The following is a 20,616-nucleotide window of genomic DNA, read 5'->3' as shown; positions in this document are numbered from 1 at the left end:
ATGACCTCAATTACTGGCAACTAAGTTTTATTCATGAAATCAATTAAACACGTAGTCACATCAAAAGATGTGGCAAAGATGGCAGGCGTCTCTCAATCTACTGTATCGCGCGTGTTTGTTCCGGGTAGCTCAGTATCCGAAAAGACCAAGCAAAAAGTCTTTGAAGCGGCTAAAGCCCTTAACTACCGCCCTAACGCCTTTGCACGTAGCCTGACCACAAACGAATCGAAATTGATAGGTTTGGTGTTTCCTGATGCGGATTACCCTATCCATATGAAAACACTGCAATTAATTTCCAGTGAGTTACAGAAAAAAGGTTATTCTGCCGTATTGATTCCATGGCAAGTGGATGAAGAAGAGGTCCACTCAATCCCAAATATCTTCCAGTATCGCGTCGATGGTGTCATTGCCGCTTCCGCAACCTTCAATAAGTCCCTTTATGAAGAATGTGAAGAGTTTAATATCCCAATTGTTCAATACGCACGAGTTGTTGAAGGTACTAGGAGTAGCTACGTTATCAGTGACAACTACGAAGCAGGCCAACAAGCCGCGCAACTTCTGCACAAAAGTGGCGTGAAGAACGCGGTTTATTTGACGGGAGAAGTACCAACCTTTACGAATGACGAACGTCAAAGCGGCTTCTGCTCTGAATTTGAAGACCTAACCGGCAAGACGCCACGCATCATTGAAGCCAGCTATGACTACGCGAGCTCACTTGATAAAGTCCGTGCCATACTGGCAGACAAAAATCGGCCTGAAGCGGTGTTCTGTGCAACCGATAACCTTGCTATGGCGGTCATGGATATCGCCCGTATAGAATACGGGTTGAGCATTCCTCAGGACTTACAAGTCATTGGCTTTGATAATATTCCTCAGACAGAATGGTTGAGCTATCAATTAACCACATTCCGCCAGGATTTCCGTCGCCTCGCTCGCGAATGCGTGAAGATCATTGTTGATCAAATTAATACGAAAAACGGAAGCCTAGTAAAAATGATGGTGCCAGTGAAGTTAATCGAGCGACAGACAACAAAAGCTTAACATAGCTATAGCCAGCCATTCGGTTGGCTTTTTTATGTGCCTCTGACTCCCAAACGGCTCATTTAGTGTTGTCAGTATTAATGAACCCATGTATATTTATGAGCTATTACACTATATGAACCAAAAGAAAAGAGGCTCATAATCCTTATGACCACGTATCTTTACACTCGTTATTCGCCAAAAAATCGAGCTTACCAAGAGCACCTTAATACTCTAAAAGCTTTTGCGCCCGAAGCTCAGCATTTTGAGGATAAGGTTCGTGGTTGCATGCCTCCAACCGAGAGAGAGGCATTCTTACACCTGCTCGATTCCGTCAGAACTGGGGATACGATTGTGCTCTGGTGGCTGACCGCATTTGGTCGCGACTTTAGTCAAGCATTGAACACAATAAAAATGCTACTCGATAAAGGGGTAACATTGAAAACCGTATGTGAATCAATAACTTTTGAGCCAGGTTCTGTTCAAACTCAAACACTACTCACAGTGTTATCTGGATATGGGAAAGTGCAGACTGAACATCGCCTGTTTGCCGCAGAGCAAGGGCGACAGGCCATTAAAGAGCAGCCAGAATTATGGAAACAGAAGTTTCGCGGCCGCCCCGCAAACAAAACCAAACACCAACAGATCGCAACGTTACTGCTAGAAGGCTACACATTGCAAAACGTAGCAGAGCAATGCGAAGTCAGTCTATCGACTGTGAAGCGGGTCAAAGCAAAGCTAAATGAAGTGGATGACGAAGGCGGCTTAAGATCACGACGCCAAAAAGGTTGTTTGAATGGAGACCAGTCATGAGTCGCCCAATCAACTTTCATACTATACTACTCGCCTGTCTTATTATTAGCGTTGGCCAGTTGAGCATGGGGTTAGTCATGCCCTCTTTGCCATGGATAGCAAAAGACTTTTCCATCTCCCTCGACCAAGCTCAACTACTTGTGAGTATTTATTTGCTCGGCTTTGGCCCCTCTCAATTTATCTACGGGCCAGTGTCAGATGCTTTAGGACGAAAAAGAGTATTACTTACCGGTTTACTCATTGCGATGTCTGGTCTGCTGATGATTATTTTCTTCAGCGACACATTTACAGGGATGGTGATGGGGCGCTTTTTACAAGGGTTAGGTACAGGATGCTGCGCGGTACTCGCGAGGGCGTCGACTCGAGATAGATTTAGCGGGGATGAACTCCCAGTGGCAATGTCTTACATCGCCATGGCGGCTTCAATCACGCCACTTATTGCACCTGTGATTGGCGGCTTTATCAACTTCCACTTCGGTTGGAGTATGGTGTTTATTTCTCTGTTGGGCTATGTCTCGCTGGCCTGGGTAATCATCGCCTTTAAGTTCACAGAAACCATCGCAAAACGTTCTGTCATTCCGTCACCCCGAAACATGTTGCTCCAATACAAGAGCTTACTTACGTCTCGTTACTTTATGAGTTTCGCCAGTATCAGTTGGTTAAACTTCAGCTTAATGATTACGACAGTCTCTGTGATGCCATTTATCATGCAAGATCAAATTGGCATGACCTCCGCTCAATACGCGATGTGGGCGCTCATTCCCGCTTTGGGTATGTTATGTGGTACCACGATTTGTAACCGAGTAAGGCCAATTATTGGCAATAAAAAAATGCTGCTTTGCACCCCATTTCTTCACCTCGCTGCCGCAATATGGTTATTTTTCTGCCCTGTTGAGCCTCTATTTCTGATGCTAGGACAGCTATTAATGATCTTGGGTAATGGTATTGCCCTACCTTGTGCACAAGCGATGGTAATGCAACCTTATAAAAAGCAAGCAGGTGCCGCAGCGGCAATGTCTGGTGGTGGACAAATGGTCGTCTCCTCATTGGTCAGCTTAACTCTGGTGCAGCTTGGATTGAGTCAAGCATGGCATCTAGCGATCGTTATCGTAATATTTGCATCGCTTACCTTCACCAACATTCAACGTGGCTTCAGTGCTGAGCAACCTTCAGAACAATAACAAAAAACATACTATTGTCCTTATAGCTACAACAAATCGTATAAACTTAAATTTAGGAAAAGTTGGCGGATACTAACATGATGTTGCATATAAGAATTGGCGCCTTAACACTCGCCACATTGATATCCGCTGGTACTGACGCGAGCGCCAACGAGAACTGGCAGTTCGAGCGTGACAAGAATGGAATCACAATTTACTCCCGAGAACATAGTGACGGTTTAGTTGAGATCCGTGCCCGGATGTTCACACCCACCAGCTATGGTGCATTTTTAACGCTACTGGAAGACAGTGACAATATCCCGAACTGGATTGACAATGCCAGTCATAGCCGGGTTTTAAATCAGATATCGGCCACCGAGAACATCGTTTACACCCAGTTTAAAGCACCATGGCCTGCCAAAAATCGGGATATGGTCACCTACTCAAAGTACTGGGTCGATGAGCTGGGATTCACCATAGAAATCAAAAGCGCACCTGACTCATATCTTGCTGAACAAAATGGTTATGTTCGAATTCGCTCGGTTGATGCGACTTGGGAGTTACAAAAACTCACAAACGATACAACACTCGTGGAATACAAGGCGTTTGCTGACCCCGGAGGTCTATTGCCAAACTGGCTGATCAACAAACTCTCAAAAGAAAGTGCATGGGCGACATTTAGTAATTTAAGAAAAGAGTTACCTGAATATCAGCAATACTCTCATCCTCAAATAGATGAGTAAGCGTCGCTCTTCCCACTCGCTTTTTAATACGGTACATAATAACAAAAGGCGGCATATGCCGCCTTTTTCTACTCAATGTGTTACTGTTGTGCAACCGTTACAGGTTTAGTTGCACCACGGTAATCAAACTCAAAACCAATACCTTGGTCTGTCACGTCCATCGTCATACCACCAACAAGCTCGCCTTGTAAGCTTTTGACAACATCATCCGGAACCGGCTCCCCAGTGATTGACGACGCACTCTCTAGCACTTCCAAAATACGCTCTGAATCAAAATCAAAGCTGAACAAGCCATTTGGAGAAAGTGATTGCGCCATCACTTCTTTGCTTGCTTCCGCAGCACTATCACCACTGTAAAGAGTGAAATGGTTTTCGTTTAGACGAGCAAACACGTCCACCTTCATGCCAGTATGCATTTCTAATAGGTCACTGACATTAACAGGTTGGTTATCCGGTTGAATTTGCAATTGAGCAAGTTCAGGAACGAACATTTGCGCAGTTTGAATAAGCATCATTGGATCATTGGCAGAAAGAGACAACATACCATCTAGCTGGCTAAATACTTCACCATGCTGAGCATTAGTATCTACTTTGATATCAAACATTTGTAGGCTTAAGCCTTTGAGGCCGTTAACCATGCCTGACCCCATGCTTACAGCGGCTGCTGGATTCTGGCCGCCCATCTCTTGCTGCATTTGTGTCAATAAAGAGCATTGATATTGAGGCTGGGTCAAGTCAGCCCAAATCTGACCAATCGATGGCGCTAGCGTATTAATGTCTAAACCAAGCGCCATACTAAAGAAACTCTTATCACTTTTAGACTCTGCCAATACACCACGAATCGACTTGAGCGCATCTAGAATCACTTTATTGTTGGACTCAACAACAAAAGAACCTTTAATGAACGCCTGATCGCCTTTCATCTTGTATTCTGCAAACGCGACGGACTGAGGCCAGTTTTCTGCAACTTGAGTGAGCTCAGTATGGCAGGCTGGTGAACGCATTTCCTCAATAGTTGGTTCAGGATCTATTGCATCCAACGTGCTGATTTGACGAGCAAACATATTGCCATCTTTCGTCGTCAAACCTTTAATCACTTCGCGATGATCAAAGTAACCAAAAGAGTTGTTGTTTTCACCGTATTTGGCTTGTAACGCCTCAAGACGTCCACTCTCAGCAATATTTTGACTTGGTGCTTCAAGCCCTAATGCCATTTTAATCGGGTTTTGAACGCCCAGTTGCGGAACATCAACCGTTAACGTAAGCACGTTATCAACCACGGCTACAACCAAGCCAATACCGTCCTGCGGGTCAATTGAATCAGTCATCTCGTAACGACGATACTCGACGTCACCAAGCTTAACCAACTCATGCTTAGCGCCGCTCATCTGCTCTTCATGATCCAGTGTTTTCCATAACGCGGCAGGGTCTTCAATATCCACTTTGTACACCGGTACCATACCAATTGTGTACAACACAGGATTAATGTTTTCCCCGGTGCCCAAATAAGCTTTTAATGTTTCTGGCGACGCAGCACTCTCTAGGTACCCATCGAATAAGTTAACTGCAAACTGCTGTTGTGGAGACAGTGGTTCATCGGCAAAAAGTTCTGCAATCGAGCCTTGATTCGCCGTACCGAATGCGTTCATGTATTTATAATGGTTAAAAGGTTCTGTCTGATACGTCACCATAAGTGAATCTGCAGGAACTTGCGTTAACAGTGAGCCTGCATCACTCGCGGTAGTATTGTTTTGGTACAGGTAGCCAGCGCCCCCTGCTGCTGCGACCACTGCTGTAGCCAATAGTAGTTTTTTCACGACCAACTCCGTTGTCATAGTTATGTGTTCCTAAACGAAATGTAACGCTTAGGTTTAAAGCCAATGAATAGTGCTTTATATCAACCGCTATCATAAACAAGTTATCGATGTAATGAATGTCGGTTTGATAAATTATCCAACATTTATAAGGCAAACCGTGAAGTAAGTTGAATTGCGTGCGGATGCTATTGGCAATATTCACAATCCAATTTCTCGGATAACCGCCTTAAAAATCATAATATTCAGTTAAATGAAGCGATTTGGAGTAATTACGACCAAAATCAGCAGAATATTAAATCTTTATTGAGTCTTTTATCTAATATCTGAAAACGCCTCACGACCTGACACTTCTTTCCAATTTGCCTCTGGCAGTCCCTACTCGTTTTCCTTACATTCCTACTAACTCAGTGACGAGACGTATACCAAATACGAGCAATAGAAGACGATGAAAGACCAGTTGACGATCTCTATATCAACTATCAATGGCTCAAGACATTGGTACTTCAGTAAAAGGATGCAACGCAACATAAAAACGTTTTTCGTTTTTTTTGTTGTTGCTCTGGCCGCGACCGTAATCTTAATTCATCACTTGTACACTCGCGTTGATAATGCAGCGTTAAAACAAGCTGAATTGACAGAGCATTCACGCACCATGGGTGAAGAGCTCAGCACACTGAAAACACTTAAATCAGAGCTAGAAAATGACCTTTCAGAACGGGAAGAACGGGTACAACTTGTTTCGGAACGTTTGGGTGAATTAGAGAAAGTGCTTGGGGTTGGAGAACATACCTCGACAAATAACTTGGATGCTAGGCTCGATGCAGCGGCGATAACCTCAAACGTTCGCATGGTGTTATTAAACCAAATACCAAGTGGCTCTCCAGTCGGCAACGTACGGCTATCTTCCGGATTCGGTAAGCGTATCCATCCGGTGACAAAAGTTGCCAAAATGCATCGTGGGCTCGATTTTGCCGTAAATATCGGTACCAAAATTTATGCCCCTGCCGATGGGGTAGTGGAAGTTACCCGCCGCAGTAATAAAGGCTCTGGTAACTTCCTCAGGCTACAACATTCTTTCGGTTTTTCGAGTTCTTATTCGCACTTGAAAGCGTTCAAAGTAAAAAGTGGTCAGTTCGTCAAAAAAGGGCAGCTGATTGCAATTTCCGGCAACAGTGGGCTCTCTTCTGGCCCTCACCTGCATTACGAGGTGCGATTTGTTGGGCGAGCACTGAATCCGAAACCATTTGTCGATTGGAGCCTTAATGATTTCGAAGACATTTTTACTAAGGAGCGAAGAATACGATGGGAATCTTTAATCAAAACAGTGGAACAACGAGTAGCTCAGCAGCTTCAACTCTCATCGCCAAAGGCTGTTCTCTTAGCGGAGAACTCAAAGTAGAAAACGATGTCCAGATTGATGGCATCGTCGATGGTCAAATTAACGTGGAAGGCACTCTCGTTGTCGCAGAAAGCGGGCGAGTAAACGGTGAAATTTACGCTAAACAGCTGATCATTAACGGCATGATGGACGGAAACTGTCACGCAGAACACATTCAAGTGCTTGCCAAGGGACGCGTAAGCGGTAGGATCTGGAGCAATAACCTCAGCATTGAACCTGGTGGCAAATTCTTTGGTGAAGCAGCCGAATTACCTGAAAAGGAAGTGGTAACGTTAAAGGGTAAGGCTCAAGACAGTGCGATCACAAAAGAAAACAACACCAACAATGAAAAGCGACTTTCGCGTAAATCAGCATAAAAGCTTTGATTAAAGTGCTTAAAAAAGACGGCTTTCACGCCGTCTTTTTATTACTATTGCCACGATTTTCGTCAGAAACTACGTGATTATTCGGCCGGATTTAAAACCATCACCGAGCGTTTTGCTTGTGGACCAAAAGCTGATTTTGCATGCGCTTTCACTTCATCTAACGTCACACTTTTAGCCACTTTCTCAACGTCAAGTAACACATCGACGCCGTAATCATGCACCAAATAACGAGTATATGCCCATGATCTCTGTGCTGGGTTATCATCCAATCCTTGCATCGCGACTGCCAGTTGTTTCGCGGCCGTATCCACTTCTTCTTGGGTAATATTTGACGCTAAATCATCAAACACTTTGCCCAGTTTACTCTCTAAAAGAGCCACGTCTTCGGGCTCGACTTGAGACTCCAAGAGCCAATCAGAGATGGGTTCGCGATCTTGTGTCATGGTGTAAATGCTCGGGCTGTAATCAAGGCTAGACTCTTCTCGCACAATATCCAAAACACGCGCATTACTAATACGTTGCAAAATATCTTCGATAACCGTGTCTCTTGCCGTACGTTGGTAATCGCTCGTATTAGTCAAACGCATTACATACAACGATGAAGGTTCATGCCCATCCGCAACCACAGTTCGCTCCGGCACTTCCGGGTTAAACGCAACGCGATAATCAATCGAACGACTAGGTTTCATTTCGATAGAGGCCACATACTTACGCAAAAGTGGTGTAATTTCTTCCGGCTCTACGTTTGCAACAATAACCATCTTAAAACCATCATTGGTTTTGAAAAGTTGCTCATGCACCGCTAGTATCTGCTCAGAAGTCACTTGTTCAACATCATCACTGGACACTATACGATGACGACTACCCGGCAAATAAGAATTGCCGTTTGCTTTTTGAATCAGTTTTCCCATCGGTGATTCAAAAAAAGCGCCGCTCTGCTGTTTAAACTCTTGCTTCGCTGCTGCCATCTGGCGCTCGTCGACTTTAATCTCCGTCGCTAGGTTGTATAGTCCATTCAAAGCATCAGTTAGGTGCGTATTTGGCGCCGTAATTTGTGCTCCGTGACTGGTCGCATCAAGCATCGCGCCAAGCGCAATGTTGTTTTTGCGTAAGTAGCTATCTAGCTCTGAACCAGAAAATGCCCCTAACCCACTGCGTATTGCCGTTGTTGCTGCGATTTCATAAGCGGCATACAACGTCGGATCAACAGCGGCTTTACCACCTTGGCTCGCATAGTAAATATACGCTCGACCACCCGCTTTAGTATCTTTTTGGAACCACACTTCGACACCGTTTGATAGCGTATAGACTTGAAAACCACCCGCTTCCTGACGCATGCTCGTGATGCTGCCTTCCTGGGTAGGCTTTAAGAATCCATCCACTTTGTCATACATCTCTAACGGTTTTTCGCCAGTTTGAAGATAGGCACTGTTTAGAGCGGCAAATACACCATTGAACTGTTCTGACGTTTCGCTTTTCCCCAAACCAATAAAAAAGCTTGGCTGCTGAGATAACAAAGCCGTCAATTGTGTGTTAATGCTCTCTAAATTCTCGTTGTTGATGAATTCTGCCAAACTCTGGGCATAATTCTCTTTTGATTGGCTGACACTGTCTTGTCCAATTTGAAAAACACGTGCTTCTGCGTAACTGTTTGGCTTGCGCTGACTCCAATCTGAATCAATATTTGCAAGTTCACCTTGCCAATTTGACATAACGCTATCTAACTCGGATTGAGTCGCACCATAATCTCTCAACGACGCCAAGGTACGAATAAAAGTCTGGTGCATTTGTTCGCGGCGATCTGGTGCAAACGAAATCCCTGCCGACGTCATACGCTGATAGTTAGAGTAATAGGGCTCTGCATAAGCGTATTGAAAAGGTTCAGCGGCATCACTGAGTACACGGATCAAACGCTGTTGAATGAGTTGTGTTGCTACTTCATCACGCCACACTTCATGTTGTTGCTCAATCGTCGTGCCGCCACTTAGACCACGCTCAATCACTAAATGAAGACTTGGTGATTCCATCGTGTTACTTGGCAAGATTCTGTTTTCGTTGTTCACTCGAATATCACGGCGCTTCTCTATTAGCGTATCCGAGGTACTTTCCCAGTTCGAGAACTTGCTTTTGATAATCTTGGACAGTGAATCTACGTCGATATTACCAGTCACAATCAACTCGGCATTTTGTGGCTGGTACCATTTGTCGTAAAACGCCTTTAACTTACTCGAGGAAGCATTTTGAATCGCTTCGCGAGTACCTATTGGGTCATGCTCACCATACATAGTGCCTTCAATCGAGGCTTGGTAAGCATGCATAGAAAAGGACTTATCATCCGGATTAGCACGTCGCCATTCCCCGAGAATCACCCCTTTTTCTTTCTCTACTTGCTCAGGAGCAAACTCAAGTCCGTTACCGATATCTCTCATCCACTTCAGGGCATCTTCTAGCTTCGTATTATTCGCAAGGTCAAGTTGGTAAGACGTTTGCTGATAACTGGTAAAAGCGTTGATATCAGCGCCAAAGCTACCACCAGATTGCTCGAAAAGTTTAACAACGTCGTTACCGGTAAAATGCTCACTACCATTAAACGCCATATGCTCAACAAAGTGAGCGTAACCCTTTTGAGAAGATGTTTCTTGGAATGAGCCGATATTCATCACCAAACGGACCGAGACTTCTTGGTCTTCTGTTGGATAAAGATGGTATTTCATACCGTTCGATAACTGGTCCACGTGCCAGTTGGCGTCAGGTTGAATCGGCGTCGACTGTTGTATCAGAGCACACCCTGACACTAATAACGCGGGGACTAACAATATACTGCGCATAACGATTGCCCATAACAATGATTAAGCTAATCAATATATATCCGGTGCTATAACCTTCACATTTTTAATGGATTATCAGACGCGCAAATGTGATAAAGATCACCTTTTATTGAAATCAATTCTCATTTACAAAAATCGACAAATCCTTACTTTACAAATACATAAATAATATCGTTCAAATCCTTTTGCTTATTTGATGTAAAACTCAAATTCGCGACATGGAGTCAGTATTTATTTTGAGCAATAAAATATAATTATTGAACAGATTCGAATCTAACTTTCTGCTGCATATTCAACAGCGCAGAGAGCACTGATGAGAATAAAAACACAACAACTATTATTCAAAGATCTATTATTCGCTTTATGTTCAAAAATCTATCATTAAAAAACAAACTGGCAATCTCTGCCAGTGCCGCCATCATTCTAGGGGGAGTGCTGGTAGAGGGGCTGTCTTTTCGAGATTCATTAAATAGGCTCGATGTCGAAGTCGCACAGCGACTAGAAAGCACTAGCGCATCTTACAATCAATACGTAAAGGACTGGCTACTCTCTAAAGAGCGCGCACTAACTTCACTCTCTTCTGATTCAGAGAAACGTTCTCTGGTTACGCATTTGAAACAAGTCCGAGACTCTGGCGCGTTCGATAACGTTTTCCTCGCTTACCCGGACGGGTCACAAGACAACGCTAATGGGGTGGTTTTGCCACCAGGTAATAACGATCCTCGCAAGTGGGGCTGGTACACCAACGCCATTGCCAATCCATCGAAAGTCTTTATGGATAACCCGACCGTTGCTGCTGCAACTGGTGCGAATGTGGTGTCGCTCGGTAAAGCCCTGCAATTGCATGGTCAAACCGTCGTTCTGGGTGCTGACGTAGAGATCGGTGATATCCTGAACAGTCTGAACCAAGTGATCCTACCGGGTGCAGGTTATATGTTTATTGCCAATGAACAGGGCAATATTTTCACTCATAACAACGGTAAACTGCTGAATCAACCGGTTAGCAAGCTAGGCCTCAACAACAACGACATTACGTCTGCCGCACGTTCAGGTACAGAGCGTCGCGTCTCTATTAACGGCACCGAATATGTGATTTACGCGCGCCACATAGAGGGTACCCAGCTCACAACAGTGACGGTGTTAGATCAAAACTCGTTGGTTGCCCCACTCTACGATGCTGTTTGGGATCAGATCATCGCAACCACCATCGTCGTCGTTATCTGTGTAGCTTTGTTTAATCTGCTATGTAACATCTTGTTCCGTCCGCTCTACAACGTTTCGAATGCGCTTGCACAAATCGCAAACGGTAGCGGCGACCTAACTCAACGCATCAAAGTAGAAAACCGTGACGAAGTTGGTGAGCTGGCTGAAAACTTCAACCAGTTCGTTGAAAGTTTGCAGCAACTTATTGGTCACATTCGTCACCAAGCGGAAGAACTGAGCCAACAATCGGAGCTGAGCACGACTCGCGCGAATCAATCGGTTTCCGATCTGAACCATCAGCAACAAGAAATCACTATGGTGGCGACCGCTGTGACTGAAATGGCATCGGCAACGCAAGAGATTGCAGCACATGCAGAGCAGACGGCTAAAGCCGCTCAAGACTCTTCAGCAAGCACACAAAATGGTCATGAGTTAGTGATCAACTCCAAGTCATCCATCAACAATTTGTCTTCTGAAGTCAACCAAGCGAGCGTTGTCATCGGCGAGCTCAACCAGCACGCGCAAGACATCTCAACCGTACTATCAACGATTCGAGACATCGCAGAACAAACCAACTTACTGGCTCTGAATGCGGCGATTGAAGCGGCGCGTGCAGGTGAACAAGGTCGCGGTTTTGCCGTTGTTGCAGACGAGGTTCGCGTGCTATCACAACGCACACACACCTCAACCGAAGAGATTCGCTCGACGATCGAGACTTTGCAGCAAACCACACAACGCGCTGTGACCATCATGGATACAAGCTCTCAGCTCGCGCAAGGTTCGGTGGAAGATGCAGATCACGCAGCACTGGCTCTGGATGAAATCAACGCGGCCGTTGCGCTGATCAGCGATATGGCAACGCAAATCGCGACCGCCGCCGAAGAGCAAACGCACGTAACCAATGAAATCACGCAAAACGTCACGTCCATTAAAGATGTGACCGATCACTTGGTAGTTGGTGCCGAAGAATCGATGAATCAATCTGCTGAGCTGAAATCGCAAGCTGAGGATCTCAACTCGAAAGTGGCGACGTTTAAACTGGCTTAAACGCCACATTAAGGACGCTCTTAAAAACAATACCCCCCCGCTAGCAACTTTGTTACTAGCGGGGTTTGTTTTTATGGATCGACGTTTTTATTGCAGATAGCTTTCGAAAGACGTAAACCTACACCGCCACACACATCGGCGTGCCTGAGATTGGGTCGTTAAATACTCTCGCTTGTAAATCAAACACCGATGCCAACATACCTTCTGTCAGTACCTCTTGCGGTGTTCCCTGCGTGACTAACTGACCTTTTTCCAACACCACCAAATGATCGCAGTAACGGCACGCTTGGTTTAGATCGTGCAGCACTACGACCACTGTTTTGCCTTTGTCGTTCATCTGCCTCATGAGTTTCATCAGCTCAACTTGGTGAGAGAGATCCAAGTAAGTGGTTGGCTCATCAAGCATCACTACGTCGGTATCTTGCGCCATTACCATCGCAATCCACGCCCTTTGCCTTTGACCGCCAGACAGAGATTCAACTGACTTGTCAGCAAACTCAATCACGCCAGTATCTTGCATTGCTTGCTCGACCAAGGTCTTGTCTTGTTGACTTAACCGGCCCCAATGAGAGAGATAAGGCGAGCGGCCATATTCGACCAGTTTTCTGACGGTAATACCTTCAGGACTGACAAGAATCTGCGGCAGCAAAGACAACGAACGCGCCAAGCGTTTATCACCGTAGCTGCTTAGTGGTTTGTCGTCATACAACACTTGGCCAGAAGCGGGTTTATTGATGCGTACCAAGGTTTTTAATAGTGTCGATTTACCGCAACCATTTGGACCAACTAGTGCGGTAATTTTACCTTGAGGAATCGACAAAGAGAGATCTGGAATGATGGTCTGTTTGCCGTACGCGACGGATAAGTTCTGCGTTCGTAACATGCTTACCAACCTCTATAACGATACAAAAGAAAAATGAAATATGGTGCGCCAATAACAGATGTCAGCACTCCCGCTGGTAGCTCAATTGGCGGCTGTAAGCCTCTCGCTAAACCATCGGCGCAAATCACCAACAAAGCGCCAAGGGTTGCAGCGGCTGGAATCAACAACTTGTGGTTGTGGCCAAACAGCAAACGCGCAAGATGCGGCGCAAGCAGGCCAACAAAGCTGATCGTGCCTGCCACAGACACACTGATACTCGCCAATAGCACGGCAGCAATCAACGCAATAATTTGGATCTGTCTTGGTTTCGTGCCAAGTGTAGTGGCGCTTTCTTCTCCCAGTCCCATAACATCTAGCCGCCAAGCCAGCCAAAACGCCAATGGTAGTAGCAGCAATAAAGCACTCCAAATAAACGGCACTTGTTGCCAGTTTCGTCCCCACAAACTGCCGGTTAGCCATACCATCGCCGTGTTGATTTCAATAGGGTGCACAATCAGAAGAAAATCGATACCGCTGGCTAAAAATGCGCTGACAGCAACACCAATCAGCGCCAAACGTGCTGGTGTTGGTTTCGACCAGTAAGCCAGCACAGCAATAAAGCCAGCAGCAAGCAAGCCTCCCGCCATGGCGACCATCGGCAACATTGCCACTGGCGCATTCGGATACAGCACCAAACAAGCGGTAGCCGCCAGTCCTGCTCCGGCGCTTATCCCCATTAAATCTGGTGAGGCAAGTGGATTACGGATGACGCCTTGAACTAAAACGCCTGACAGCCCCAACCCAGCGCCCACGCCAATGGCGAGCAACATTCTCGGTAATCGATATTGGTGAATCACAAAGTCTGAGTCAGAGAAAGAAAACAGTAATGCAAAAACCTGTTGAGCCGACATGTTCGCCGCGCCAACAAACAGCGTGAGAGAAGACGCAATCAGCAACAATCCAACTAATGCAAACAGTTTGGTTTGATTCATCATGATGATTTCCTCATTGCAATCGCGATAAAGCAAGGTGTGCCCAACAGCGCGGTAATCACGCCCACTGGCGTTTCAGCCGGAAAAGCAATCGCTCGTGATAAAGCATCTGACCACGTCACCAATGCCGCGCCACACAAGGCGGAAACCGGAATGAGAATGTGATAGTTGTGACCAACAATCGGGCGTACCAAGTGCGGCACTAACAACCCGACAAAGCCAATTGGCCCAGCAATCGCTACGCTAGTTCCTGCCAACAGCACAACCGCTAAACCACTGATAAATCGCGTAAGACGAATGTTACCACCTAGCCCAACAGCAACTTCGTCCCCCAACGCGAGTAAATTTAAGTTTCGCGCTAAGCCCATGGCGAGCACCAAACCTAAAGTCGCAAAAGGCCACAGTTGCTGCCACTGCTCAGAATCTACCGCGGAGAGTGAACCCGTTAACCAATGCAACACGCTGTAAGCCATGTCATCCGCCAAAATTACCGACGCACGAGTTAACCCTATCAGCAGTGCACTGATGGCAATGCCCGCTAGCACTAAACGCAATGGGTGAGAACGCGCGGAGAAAAAACCGCCCAACAACATGACCGCACCACCACTTAGTAGCGCGCCGAGTACTGCGTTGATGATTGGGTTCAATTGACTAAAGAATGGTACGCCGATAGACGCCAAGGCCATAAAACAAGCCGCACCAGCATTAATGCCGAGAATGGATGGCGACGCCAAAGGGTTACGAGTTAATCCTTGCATCAGCACTCCAGATACCGCAAGCGAAGCGCCAATTAGTAACCCAGCATAGGTACGAGGCGCACGCAGCGTCTCGAGGATTTGATGCAGCATATTACCCTCATCAAACGCAAACCAATAGCTTGTCAGATCATTAACGCTCAAAGAAAAGTTGGACCAGCCAATCATTGAGGCTGCATAGGCTGAGAGCGTACACAACGCCATAGCACAGACAAACAAGCTCGCTTTCCAATGCGATTTGCTAACCGAAGACGCGCTTTCCGAGCTTATCGCCGCACTCATGAGCGCTCCAATAACGCTTCAAGATTGCGGGCAATTTCTTCCGCAGCCAACATGCCGCGATTTAACGACCACAGTTCAGGAGAGACCTCAACAAGTTGCTGTTTTTTCGCAGCTGTTAGCAGCTTAAATAATGGGTTTTTGCGCCACTCATCCACAATATTTGGTTGAGAGTAAAGTCCAACTAACAACCAATCAGGGTTGGTTTTTAGTAAAAGTTCGAAACTGGTTGGGATATACGCTTTTTGCTCAGATGGAGCCAGCGGGCTTTGGATGCCCAGCGTACTCAAAACGCCCCCAGCGTAAGAAACCGGGCTATGCAGCCACATCCCTTTGTCAGAAACCACACCAAACTGAATGGTTTCTTGTGTTGCAAAATGCTGTTTGAACTCCGCCATTGTCTGTTTGTGCTGCTCAATTCGTTGTGTCATTTTCGCTTGTTTGCCAATTGCCACGCCGATTTTGTGTGCGGATTCGAGATTTTCTTGATATGTCTCACCACGGCTTTTTAACAGCAAAGTTGGCGCAATTCGCTGCAAATCCTGATAAATAGCGCGATGGCGTTCTGCATCAGCAATGATCAAGTCAGGCTTGAGCACCGCAATCGCCTCTAAACTCGGTTGTGAACGCATGCCGACCGATCGCCAAGGTTCAATCTTAGCGCGAACAGCAGGGATAACTCGTGTGGCATCGTTGTCATCGGCGACGCCTACCGGTGAGACATCGACTGCCGCTAATGCATCGACAAACGAAAACTCTAAAACCACAATACGTTGAGGTATCGCTTCTAGCTCAAACGTGCCTTGCTCATCTTGCACGCTGCGCGCCTGAGAAAATGCGCTAAATGACATCAAAGCTGAGCTCAGTAGCATCAGCAAAACGGTTGAAAAGTGTTTGATCGTAAATTGTTTTTTATTTTTCATCTTGCTTTTTTCCAGTGCTAAGAGTTTTCCATTACCTAAGATCGGCAAAGTCGCCAAGGTAAATTGGCGACTTTTCTTTTCAAACTCGGTGAACGAAACGCTTAAAACTGATAGTTCAGATCCAGTGTGTAAGAGCGTCCCGGAGCTGGGTACCGACCAACTGGGCTTGTATCAATCCCGCGGAAGTAATACTCCTCGTCAAACAAGTTGTTCACCGCAACATTCATGCGTAACTTGCCTTTGTCGTCTTTGTATAAATCCGTCCCCAAATTGAAATTCCACACCATGTAAGATGGTACTTTACCCGTTGCGCCTGTTGCATCTTCGGCACTGGTGTTGGCGTTATCGGTATACGAGTCACTGAAGTAGAAACCCGATAGCGTGGTGTCCATGCCGTAAAATGCGTAGGTTGCATCCCAACCAAGCTGATGCTTAGAGGTGTAAGGCAGTTGATTACCTTTATTCGCGCCTTCTTCTTCAAGCGTAGCGTCTAGATAGTTGTAGCTTGCGCCTAAACTCAGTGCAGGTAGTGCTTCAGGCACGTAACGAGCAGAAAGCTCTATGCCTTGGTGAAGTGTTTTTCCGATGTTATCGAAGGTCTGCGTTGAGCTTTGCCATTGCAATTGATCCTCAAAGTCGATGCGATAAAGTGCAGCGTTAAAGCTGGTCGCATCTTGGGTGTAACGCGCGCCGACTTCGTAGTTCCAAGCCAGTTCGCTACCTTCTTCACCCAAACCTCGGATGTAGGCAATTTGTGGCGCACGAAGTGATTTTTGCGCGTTCGCATACGTCACCCACTGGTCAGTTAAGTTGTATGCCACCGTCAAACCTGGCAACCATTCCGTCACGGTGTTGTCTGCCGTTTGTTTTTTACCACGATCGGTAAACGTCATTCGAACCGACTCAACACGCAACCCAGGCGTTACCTTCAATGTATCATTGAACAAACCAATTTCGTTGCTAACGTATCCAGCAAACGCGTCCGTATCTAGATGCCAATCACGCGGAACGCTGGTTGCACCACCGGCGATTGGAGTCTGAGTGAGTTTGTAGTCAATGTCTTCATTAACATAACGGGTACCCACGATCCAGTTTTGAGTAACGGATTTACCTTCGCCAAAGTACATCGCCATTTTTGGCTCTATACCATACACGGTAAATTCACGTGGAGAGGTACGAACGTCCGTCGCTGGCAGAGCCGGATCCGCCCAATGGCCACCCGCGCTGTTAAAGCCCCACTTGAAAAGACGCTCTGACTTATGGCCAAACGTTAGCACTTCTAGCTCGGCACTGTCGGCAAATGGCAAATCGTGGATGTACTTAACACTCCAGCGCGTCGACTTACCTTCATAATCATCGTAAGGACGTTTCGATTGGTGACGATCTTGTTCGTAGTCTTGTGGCGAAAGTGCGCCCGGCATTTGCGTTTCAGCATCGTAACGTTGCAGGAATGCTTGAATCTCTTGAGTGTCACTCAGTAGCCACTGTGCTTTGGCTTGGAAGTTCTTCACGTCCGTATCGGAATGTTCACGGAAGCTTTCACCTTTTAGGAAGTTACCTTCCAACTGTAGTGCAAATGTGTCGCTTAACCAGCCGCCCGTGCGCAGGTAAAAATCATTCAGCGGCGCATCACCGCCATCAAACACGGTAAGGCGGTTACTGATTTCAGTTTGCCACGTGTGTGGAATCGGTTTGGTCACTAAGTTGATCACACCACCGACGTTGTTTGGGCCGTACTGTACTGCGGCACCACCGCGTACAATGTCAATACGATCAAGCATCGACAGTGTTGCTGGGAAGATAGACTGACCAGTGTGACCATATGGCGCAAGTGTTAGCGGTACACCATCCATCAAAAACTGAGCATGACCACTACGGCTTGCTTTCAAACCACGTACGGAAATGTTAGGCAATACGCCCGTTCCGCTTTCATCCTGAACTTTAATACCCGGCACGCGCTGCAGCGCGTTATCAATCGAACCTGCGGCGGTTTTCTCAATTTGATCACGGGTAATGACGGTACGAGCACCAGGGTACTCTTTGACGTCTTCAATTTCAGATTTACCAATCACGCTACCAGTGACAACGACAGTTTCCATCGCGGTAGTTTGTTCTGTTTTAGCAGGAGCGGCAACCGCGCTCATGGATGTGGCAGAAGCGATTGCAATCGCAAGCACACTGTAAGTGGTAGACAAACCAGCACGTACACGCACTTTACCATCCAAATTCTGGTAAGACATTAAGATCTCCTTTGCGAGAAATTGAGCCTCGGGCAGAATACATCCCGTAAGCTCTCGGGGCTAAACATCCTCAATATGAGGTAAAAATTGGCTAACAGGCGCTAACTACGCACAAAAAGCCTAGAACTGATATCCGTAGCTGAGCATAAACTCGGCTGGTGCGCCGTAGCCAATCTGGTTTAAGCCAGACGTGCCGTTTGTTGCGCCAAGAATGTATTTCTCATCCAAAATGTTGTAAGCGTTCGCTTGGATTTTATGACGACCAGTGGTGTACGCCGCCATCAAATCCACCGTTGTGTAATCGCCAAGTGCGACGGCTTCGTCGTTACCTGCGTAACGGTCGCCCACGTACTTCACACCACCGCCTAAACGCCAGTTGTCATCCAATTGGTAAGTGCTCCAAAGAGAGAACAAGTGGTCTGATACATCGTTAGGCTTTTTGCCTGTGGCTTTGTCTTCCGCATCTAAGTAGCTGTAACCCACAGAGATGTCCCACTGTTTGGTGATTTGGCCGCGAGCCTCTAATTCAATGCCTTGGTGACGCACTTCAATTTTATCGATCACATCGCCGTCCACGTTAGTTTGTGGTTGCTCTTGATCAATCTGGAACAGTGCCGCATTCAACATTAATGCGTTATCCAAAAGGTACGCTTTCGCACCCACCTCTTTTAAGTCGGTGTGGAAGAATTCCGCCAATTTTGGATTGATGTAGATACCAGCGTACGGTAACTGCCAAGAGCGCGCTAAACTGGCGTATACGGATGTGTCGGAATTGATGCGGTATACCAAACCAGCACGGTAGCTGACTTTGTCATCATCCAATTTTTCCTTATCTGAGCCCGCTTTTTGTTGTTCTAGCTCCATCGAGTCGTAACGCACGTTACCGATCAAAGAAAGGTCACCCCACGTATAGACGTCTTGCACATACAAACCTGTCGTGGTGGTGGTATTGTCACGAAATGGCTTAAAGCCCGGATCAGGCGTTGGACCAACGACTGGGTCGTAGATATTTTGCGGAGGAAGCGTTTTGTCACTTGCCAACGTTAGGTCGATATCGATCTGGTTGAAATCTGCACCCACCATCAATTGATTGTCCCTGGTTTCCCAAACCAACTCAGATTGTAAAGTGGTCGTAGTACGTGGATCGTAACCAAAGTTGTTAACGGTTTGAGACACTTCATTACCCGTCACTTTGCCCTGACGCGTGCCTTTTTGCTCAAGTTCGATATGGTTGAACGCCGCTCGGTTATTCCATACCCATTGATCATTCAGACGCCATTCGTAATCCACCGCAATACGGAGACTGTCTGACTCCTGATAGTCGTTTGTGCCGCCAAAGTAAGTGCTTACTGGCAAATCAACTGGCTTGCCATTTTTTGATGGCACACCACGATACGGCACTAGTTCTTGATGGGCGTATTCCACGTCAATATCAATGGTGTGACCTTCCGCTGGTAACACACGAATGGTCGGTGCAATGAAGAAATCGTTTGAATCAACATGATCAACGTACGAGTCGGCTTGACGGTATTCCAAGTTAATACGCCCGTTGACCTTATCTGTAAACGCCATTGAGCTGTCGACCTGACCAACATACTGGTTGTTGCTGCCTACACTACCGTTTACGTGAGTAAAATTCTCACCGTTAGCGCGTTTCGTCACCAAGTTGATGATGCCCCCAGCCGAACCACGGCCATACAAAGCACCCGCAGGGCCTTTCACAATTTCAACGCGTTCAACGTTCGCTAAGCTGCGGTAAGACTGCAACGTACCGTCATCTCGCAAGCCATCACGGTACATATCGTTGAGTGAATCAAAACCACGTATCATGAACTGATCGCGGCTGCCTTCGCCCAAGGTGTTATTGACCCCGGCTACCCCATCTAGCGCATCCACTAAGCGCACCGCGCCTCGGTCTTGCATTTCTGTTTTCGTTACTACGGATACCGCTTGTGGCACATCAAGCCATTCCACATCGGTTTTGGTGCCTGATTGAGGCATGTGTTCAGCATAACCTTCGTACTGATGACCGAAGACTTGAATCGTTTCAGTTGCTGATGGGGTTGAGTTCGTCTCTTCTGAAGCCACTGCGCTTGGTGCTACTAATGAAGAACCAATCGCGACCGCCAAGGGGGTCAGGGTCAATAATTTATTCATTCCATAATTCCGT

At 46.5% G+C, this 20,616-nt stretch carries 15 protein-coding genes; 7 read left to right on the top strand and 8 right to left on the bottom strand.

Annotated features, from left to right (window positions below; genetic code table 11):
• The first annotated feature begins 33 nt into the window (after positions 1-33).
• The 4 genes from KI742_RS06440 to KI742_RS06425 all read left to right on the top strand — a co-directional run bounded on the left by KI742_RS06440 (position 34) and on the right by KI742_RS06425 (position 3,736).
• Positions 34-1,041 (top strand): LacI family DNA-binding transcriptional regulator, encoded by a 1,008-nt coding sequence (locus tag KI742_RS06440; RefSeq protein ID WP_285385326.1) that lies wholly within the window; start codon positions 34-36, stop codon positions 1,039-1,041.
• A gap of 147 nt (positions 1,042-1,188) precedes the next feature.
• Complete coding sequence (locus KI742_RS06435; RefSeq protein WP_262627939.1) at positions 1,189-1,833, top strand: recombinase family protein; 645 nt, start codon at positions 1,189-1,191, stop codon at positions 1,831-1,833.
• Entirely contained in the window at positions 1,830-3,014 is a 1,185-nt protein-coding gene (locus KI742_RS06430; RefSeq protein ID WP_213973071.1) for a multidrug effflux MFS transporter, read from the top strand. The genes KI742_RS06435 and KI742_RS06430 overlap by 4 nt, the downstream gene beginning before the upstream one ends.
• Before the next feature lie 77 nt (positions 3,015-3,091).
• The gene (locus KI742_RS06425; RefSeq protein ID WP_213866681.1) at positions 3,092-3,736 is read left to right on the top strand and encodes an START domain-containing protein; all 645 of its coding nucleotides are present in this window, start codon (positions 3,092-3,094) and stop codon (positions 3,734-3,736) included.
• 80 nt (positions 3,737-3,816) lie between these two features.
• On the opposite strand, the gene KI742_RS06420 is transcribed toward KI742_RS06425, so the two are convergent.
• Positions 3,817-5,571 carry a hypothetical protein gene (locus tag KI742_RS06420; RefSeq protein WP_174844535.1) on the bottom strand — a complete coding sequence of 585 codons (1,755 nt, stop codon included), beginning with the start codon at positions 5,569-5,571 and terminating at the stop codon, positions 3,817-3,819.
• Positions 5,572-5,998: 427 nt separating this feature from the next.
• On the opposite strand from KI742_RS06420, the gene KI742_RS06415 reads away from it, so the two are divergent.
• Together KI742_RS06415 and KI742_RS06410 are read left to right on the top strand one after the other, a co-directional pair.
• Entirely contained in the window at positions 5,999-6,952 is a 954-nt protein-coding gene (locus KI742_RS06415) for a M23 family metallopeptidase (protein WP_005374721.1), read from the top strand.
• Positions 6,856-7,308, top strand: a complete 453-nt coding sequence (locus tag KI742_RS06410) for a polymer-forming cytoskeletal protein (RefSeq protein ID WP_080276973.1) — start codon at positions 6,856-6,858, stop codon at positions 7,306-7,308. The genes KI742_RS06415 and KI742_RS06410 overlap by 97 nt, the downstream gene beginning before the upstream one ends.
• A gap of 86 nt (positions 7,309-7,394) precedes the next feature.
• Here KI742_RS06410 and KI742_RS06405 read toward each other — a convergent pair whose 3' ends face one another.
• The gene (locus KI742_RS06405) at positions 7,395-10,145 is read right to left on the bottom strand and encodes a pitrilysin family protein (RefSeq protein WP_285385328.1); all 2,751 of its coding nucleotides are present in this window, start codon (positions 10,143-10,145) and stop codon (positions 7,395-7,397) included.
• A gap of 363 nt (positions 10,146-10,508) precedes the next feature.
• Here KI742_RS06405 and KI742_RS06400 point away from each other — a divergent pair, with 363 nt between their 5' ends.
• Positions 10,509-12,395: a methyl-accepting chemotaxis protein gene (locus KI742_RS06400; protein WP_285385330.1), complete on the top strand. Its 1,887-nt coding sequence runs from the start codon at positions 10,509-10,511 to the stop codon at positions 12,393-12,395.
• A 118-nt stretch (positions 12,396-12,513) separates the two neighbouring features.
• Here KI742_RS06400 and fecE read toward each other — a convergent pair whose 3' ends face one another.
• From fecE to KI742_RS06370, 6 genes are all read right to left on the bottom strand, one after another.
• Positions 12,514-13,278: a Fe(3+) dicitrate ABC transporter ATP-binding protein FecE gene (gene fecE, locus KI742_RS06395; protein ID WP_262628621.1), complete on the bottom strand. Its 765-nt coding sequence runs from the start codon at positions 13,276-13,278 to the stop codon at positions 12,514-12,516.
• A 2-nt stretch (positions 13,279-13,280) separates the two neighbouring features.
• Positions 13,281-14,252 carry an iron ABC transporter permease gene (locus KI742_RS06390; protein WP_047102431.1) on the bottom strand — a complete coding sequence of 324 codons (972 nt, stop codon included), beginning with the start codon at positions 14,250-14,252 and terminating at the stop codon, positions 13,281-13,283.
• Positions 14,249-15,208 carry a FecCD family ABC transporter permease gene (locus KI742_RS06385; RefSeq protein WP_373417454.1) on the bottom strand — a complete coding sequence of 320 codons (960 nt, stop codon included), beginning with the start codon at positions 15,206-15,208 and terminating at the stop codon, positions 14,249-14,251. Before KI742_RS06385 ends, KI742_RS06390 begins: the two co-directional genes overlap by 4 nt.
• Before the next feature lie 74 nt (positions 15,209-15,282).
• Positions 15,283-16,206, bottom strand: coding sequence for a Fe(3+) dicitrate ABC transporter substrate-binding protein FecB (locus KI742_RS06380; protein ID WP_169628466.1), 924 nt, complete (start codon positions 16,204-16,206; stop codon positions 15,283-15,285).
• A gap of 101 nt (positions 16,207-16,307) precedes the next feature.
• Positions 16,308-18,446, bottom strand: a complete 2,139-nt coding sequence (gene pvuA / locus KI742_RS06375; protein WP_025768677.1) for a TonB-dependent siderophore vibrioferrin receptor PvuA — start codon at positions 18,444-18,446, stop codon at positions 16,308-16,310.
• 120 nt (positions 18,447-18,566) lie between these two features.
• Positions 18,567-20,603: a TonB-dependent siderophore receptor gene (locus KI742_RS06370; RefSeq protein ID WP_005383467.1), complete on the bottom strand. Its 2,037-nt coding sequence runs from the start codon at positions 20,601-20,603 to the stop codon at positions 18,567-18,569.
• Between the last annotated feature and the right edge of the window lie 13 nt (positions 20,604-20,616).

Source organism: Vibrio sp. D417a (genome assembly GCF_030248595.1).
Lineage (GTDB): Bacteria > Pseudomonadota > Gammaproteobacteria > Enterobacterales > Vibrionaceae > Vibrio > Vibrio alginolyticus.
This window is presented reverse-complemented; position numbering and strand designations above follow the sequence as displayed.

Coding starts and splice junctions, on each gene's coding strand:
- KI742_RS06370 (WP_005383467.1), bottom strand. CDS start 20,603: ATGAATAAATTATTGACCCTGACCCCCTTGGCGGTCGCGATTGGTTCT.
- KI742_RS06415 (WP_005374721.1), top strand. CDS start 5,999: ATGAAAGACCAGTTGACGATCTCTATATCAACTATCAATGGCTCAAGA.
- pvuA (WP_025768677.1), bottom strand. CDS start 18,446: ATGTCTTACCAGAATTTGGATGGTAAAGTGCGTGTACGTGCTGGTTTG.
- KI742_RS06400 (WP_285385330.1), top strand. CDS start 10,509: ATGTTCAAAAATCTATCATTAAAAAACAAACTGGCAATCTCTGCCAGT.
- KI742_RS06435 (WP_262627939.1), top strand. CDS start 1,189: ATGACCACGTATCTTTACACTCGTTATTCGCCAAAAAATCGAGCTTAC.
- KI742_RS06410 (WP_080276973.1), top strand. CDS start 6,856: ATGGGAATCTTTAATCAAAACAGTGGAACAACGAGTAGCTCAGCAGCT.
- KI742_RS06380 (WP_169628466.1), bottom strand. CDS start 16,206: ATGAAAAATAAAAAACAATTTACGATCAAACACTTTTCAACCGTTTTG.
- KI742_RS06440 (WP_285385326.1), top strand. CDS start 34: ATGAAATCAATTAAACACGTAGTCACATCAAAAGATGTGGCAAAGATG.
- KI742_RS06390 (WP_047102431.1), bottom strand. CDS start 14,252: ATGATGAATCAAACCAAACTGTTTGCATTAGTTGGATTGTTGCTGATT.
- KI742_RS06430 (WP_213973071.1), top strand. CDS start 1,830: ATGAGTCGCCCAATCAACTTTCATACTATACTACTCGCCTGTCTTATT.
- KI742_RS06420 (WP_174844535.1), bottom strand. CDS start 5,571: ATGACAACGGAGTTGGTCGTGAAAAAACTACTATTGGCTACAGCAGTG.
- KI742_RS06425 (WP_213866681.1), top strand. CDS start 3,092: ATGATGTTGCATATAAGAATTGGCGCCTTAACACTCGCCACATTGATA.
- fecE (WP_262628621.1), bottom strand. CDS start 13,278: ATGTTACGAACGCAGAACTTATCCGTCGCGTACGGCAAACAGACCATC.
- KI742_RS06385 (WP_373417454.1), bottom strand. CDS start 15,208: ATGGCGTTGTGTACGCTCTCAGCCTATGCAGCCTCAATGATTGGCTGG.
- KI742_RS06405 (WP_285385328.1), bottom strand. CDS start 10,145: ATGCGCAGTATATTGTTAGTCCCCGCGTTATTAGTGTCAGGGTGTGCT.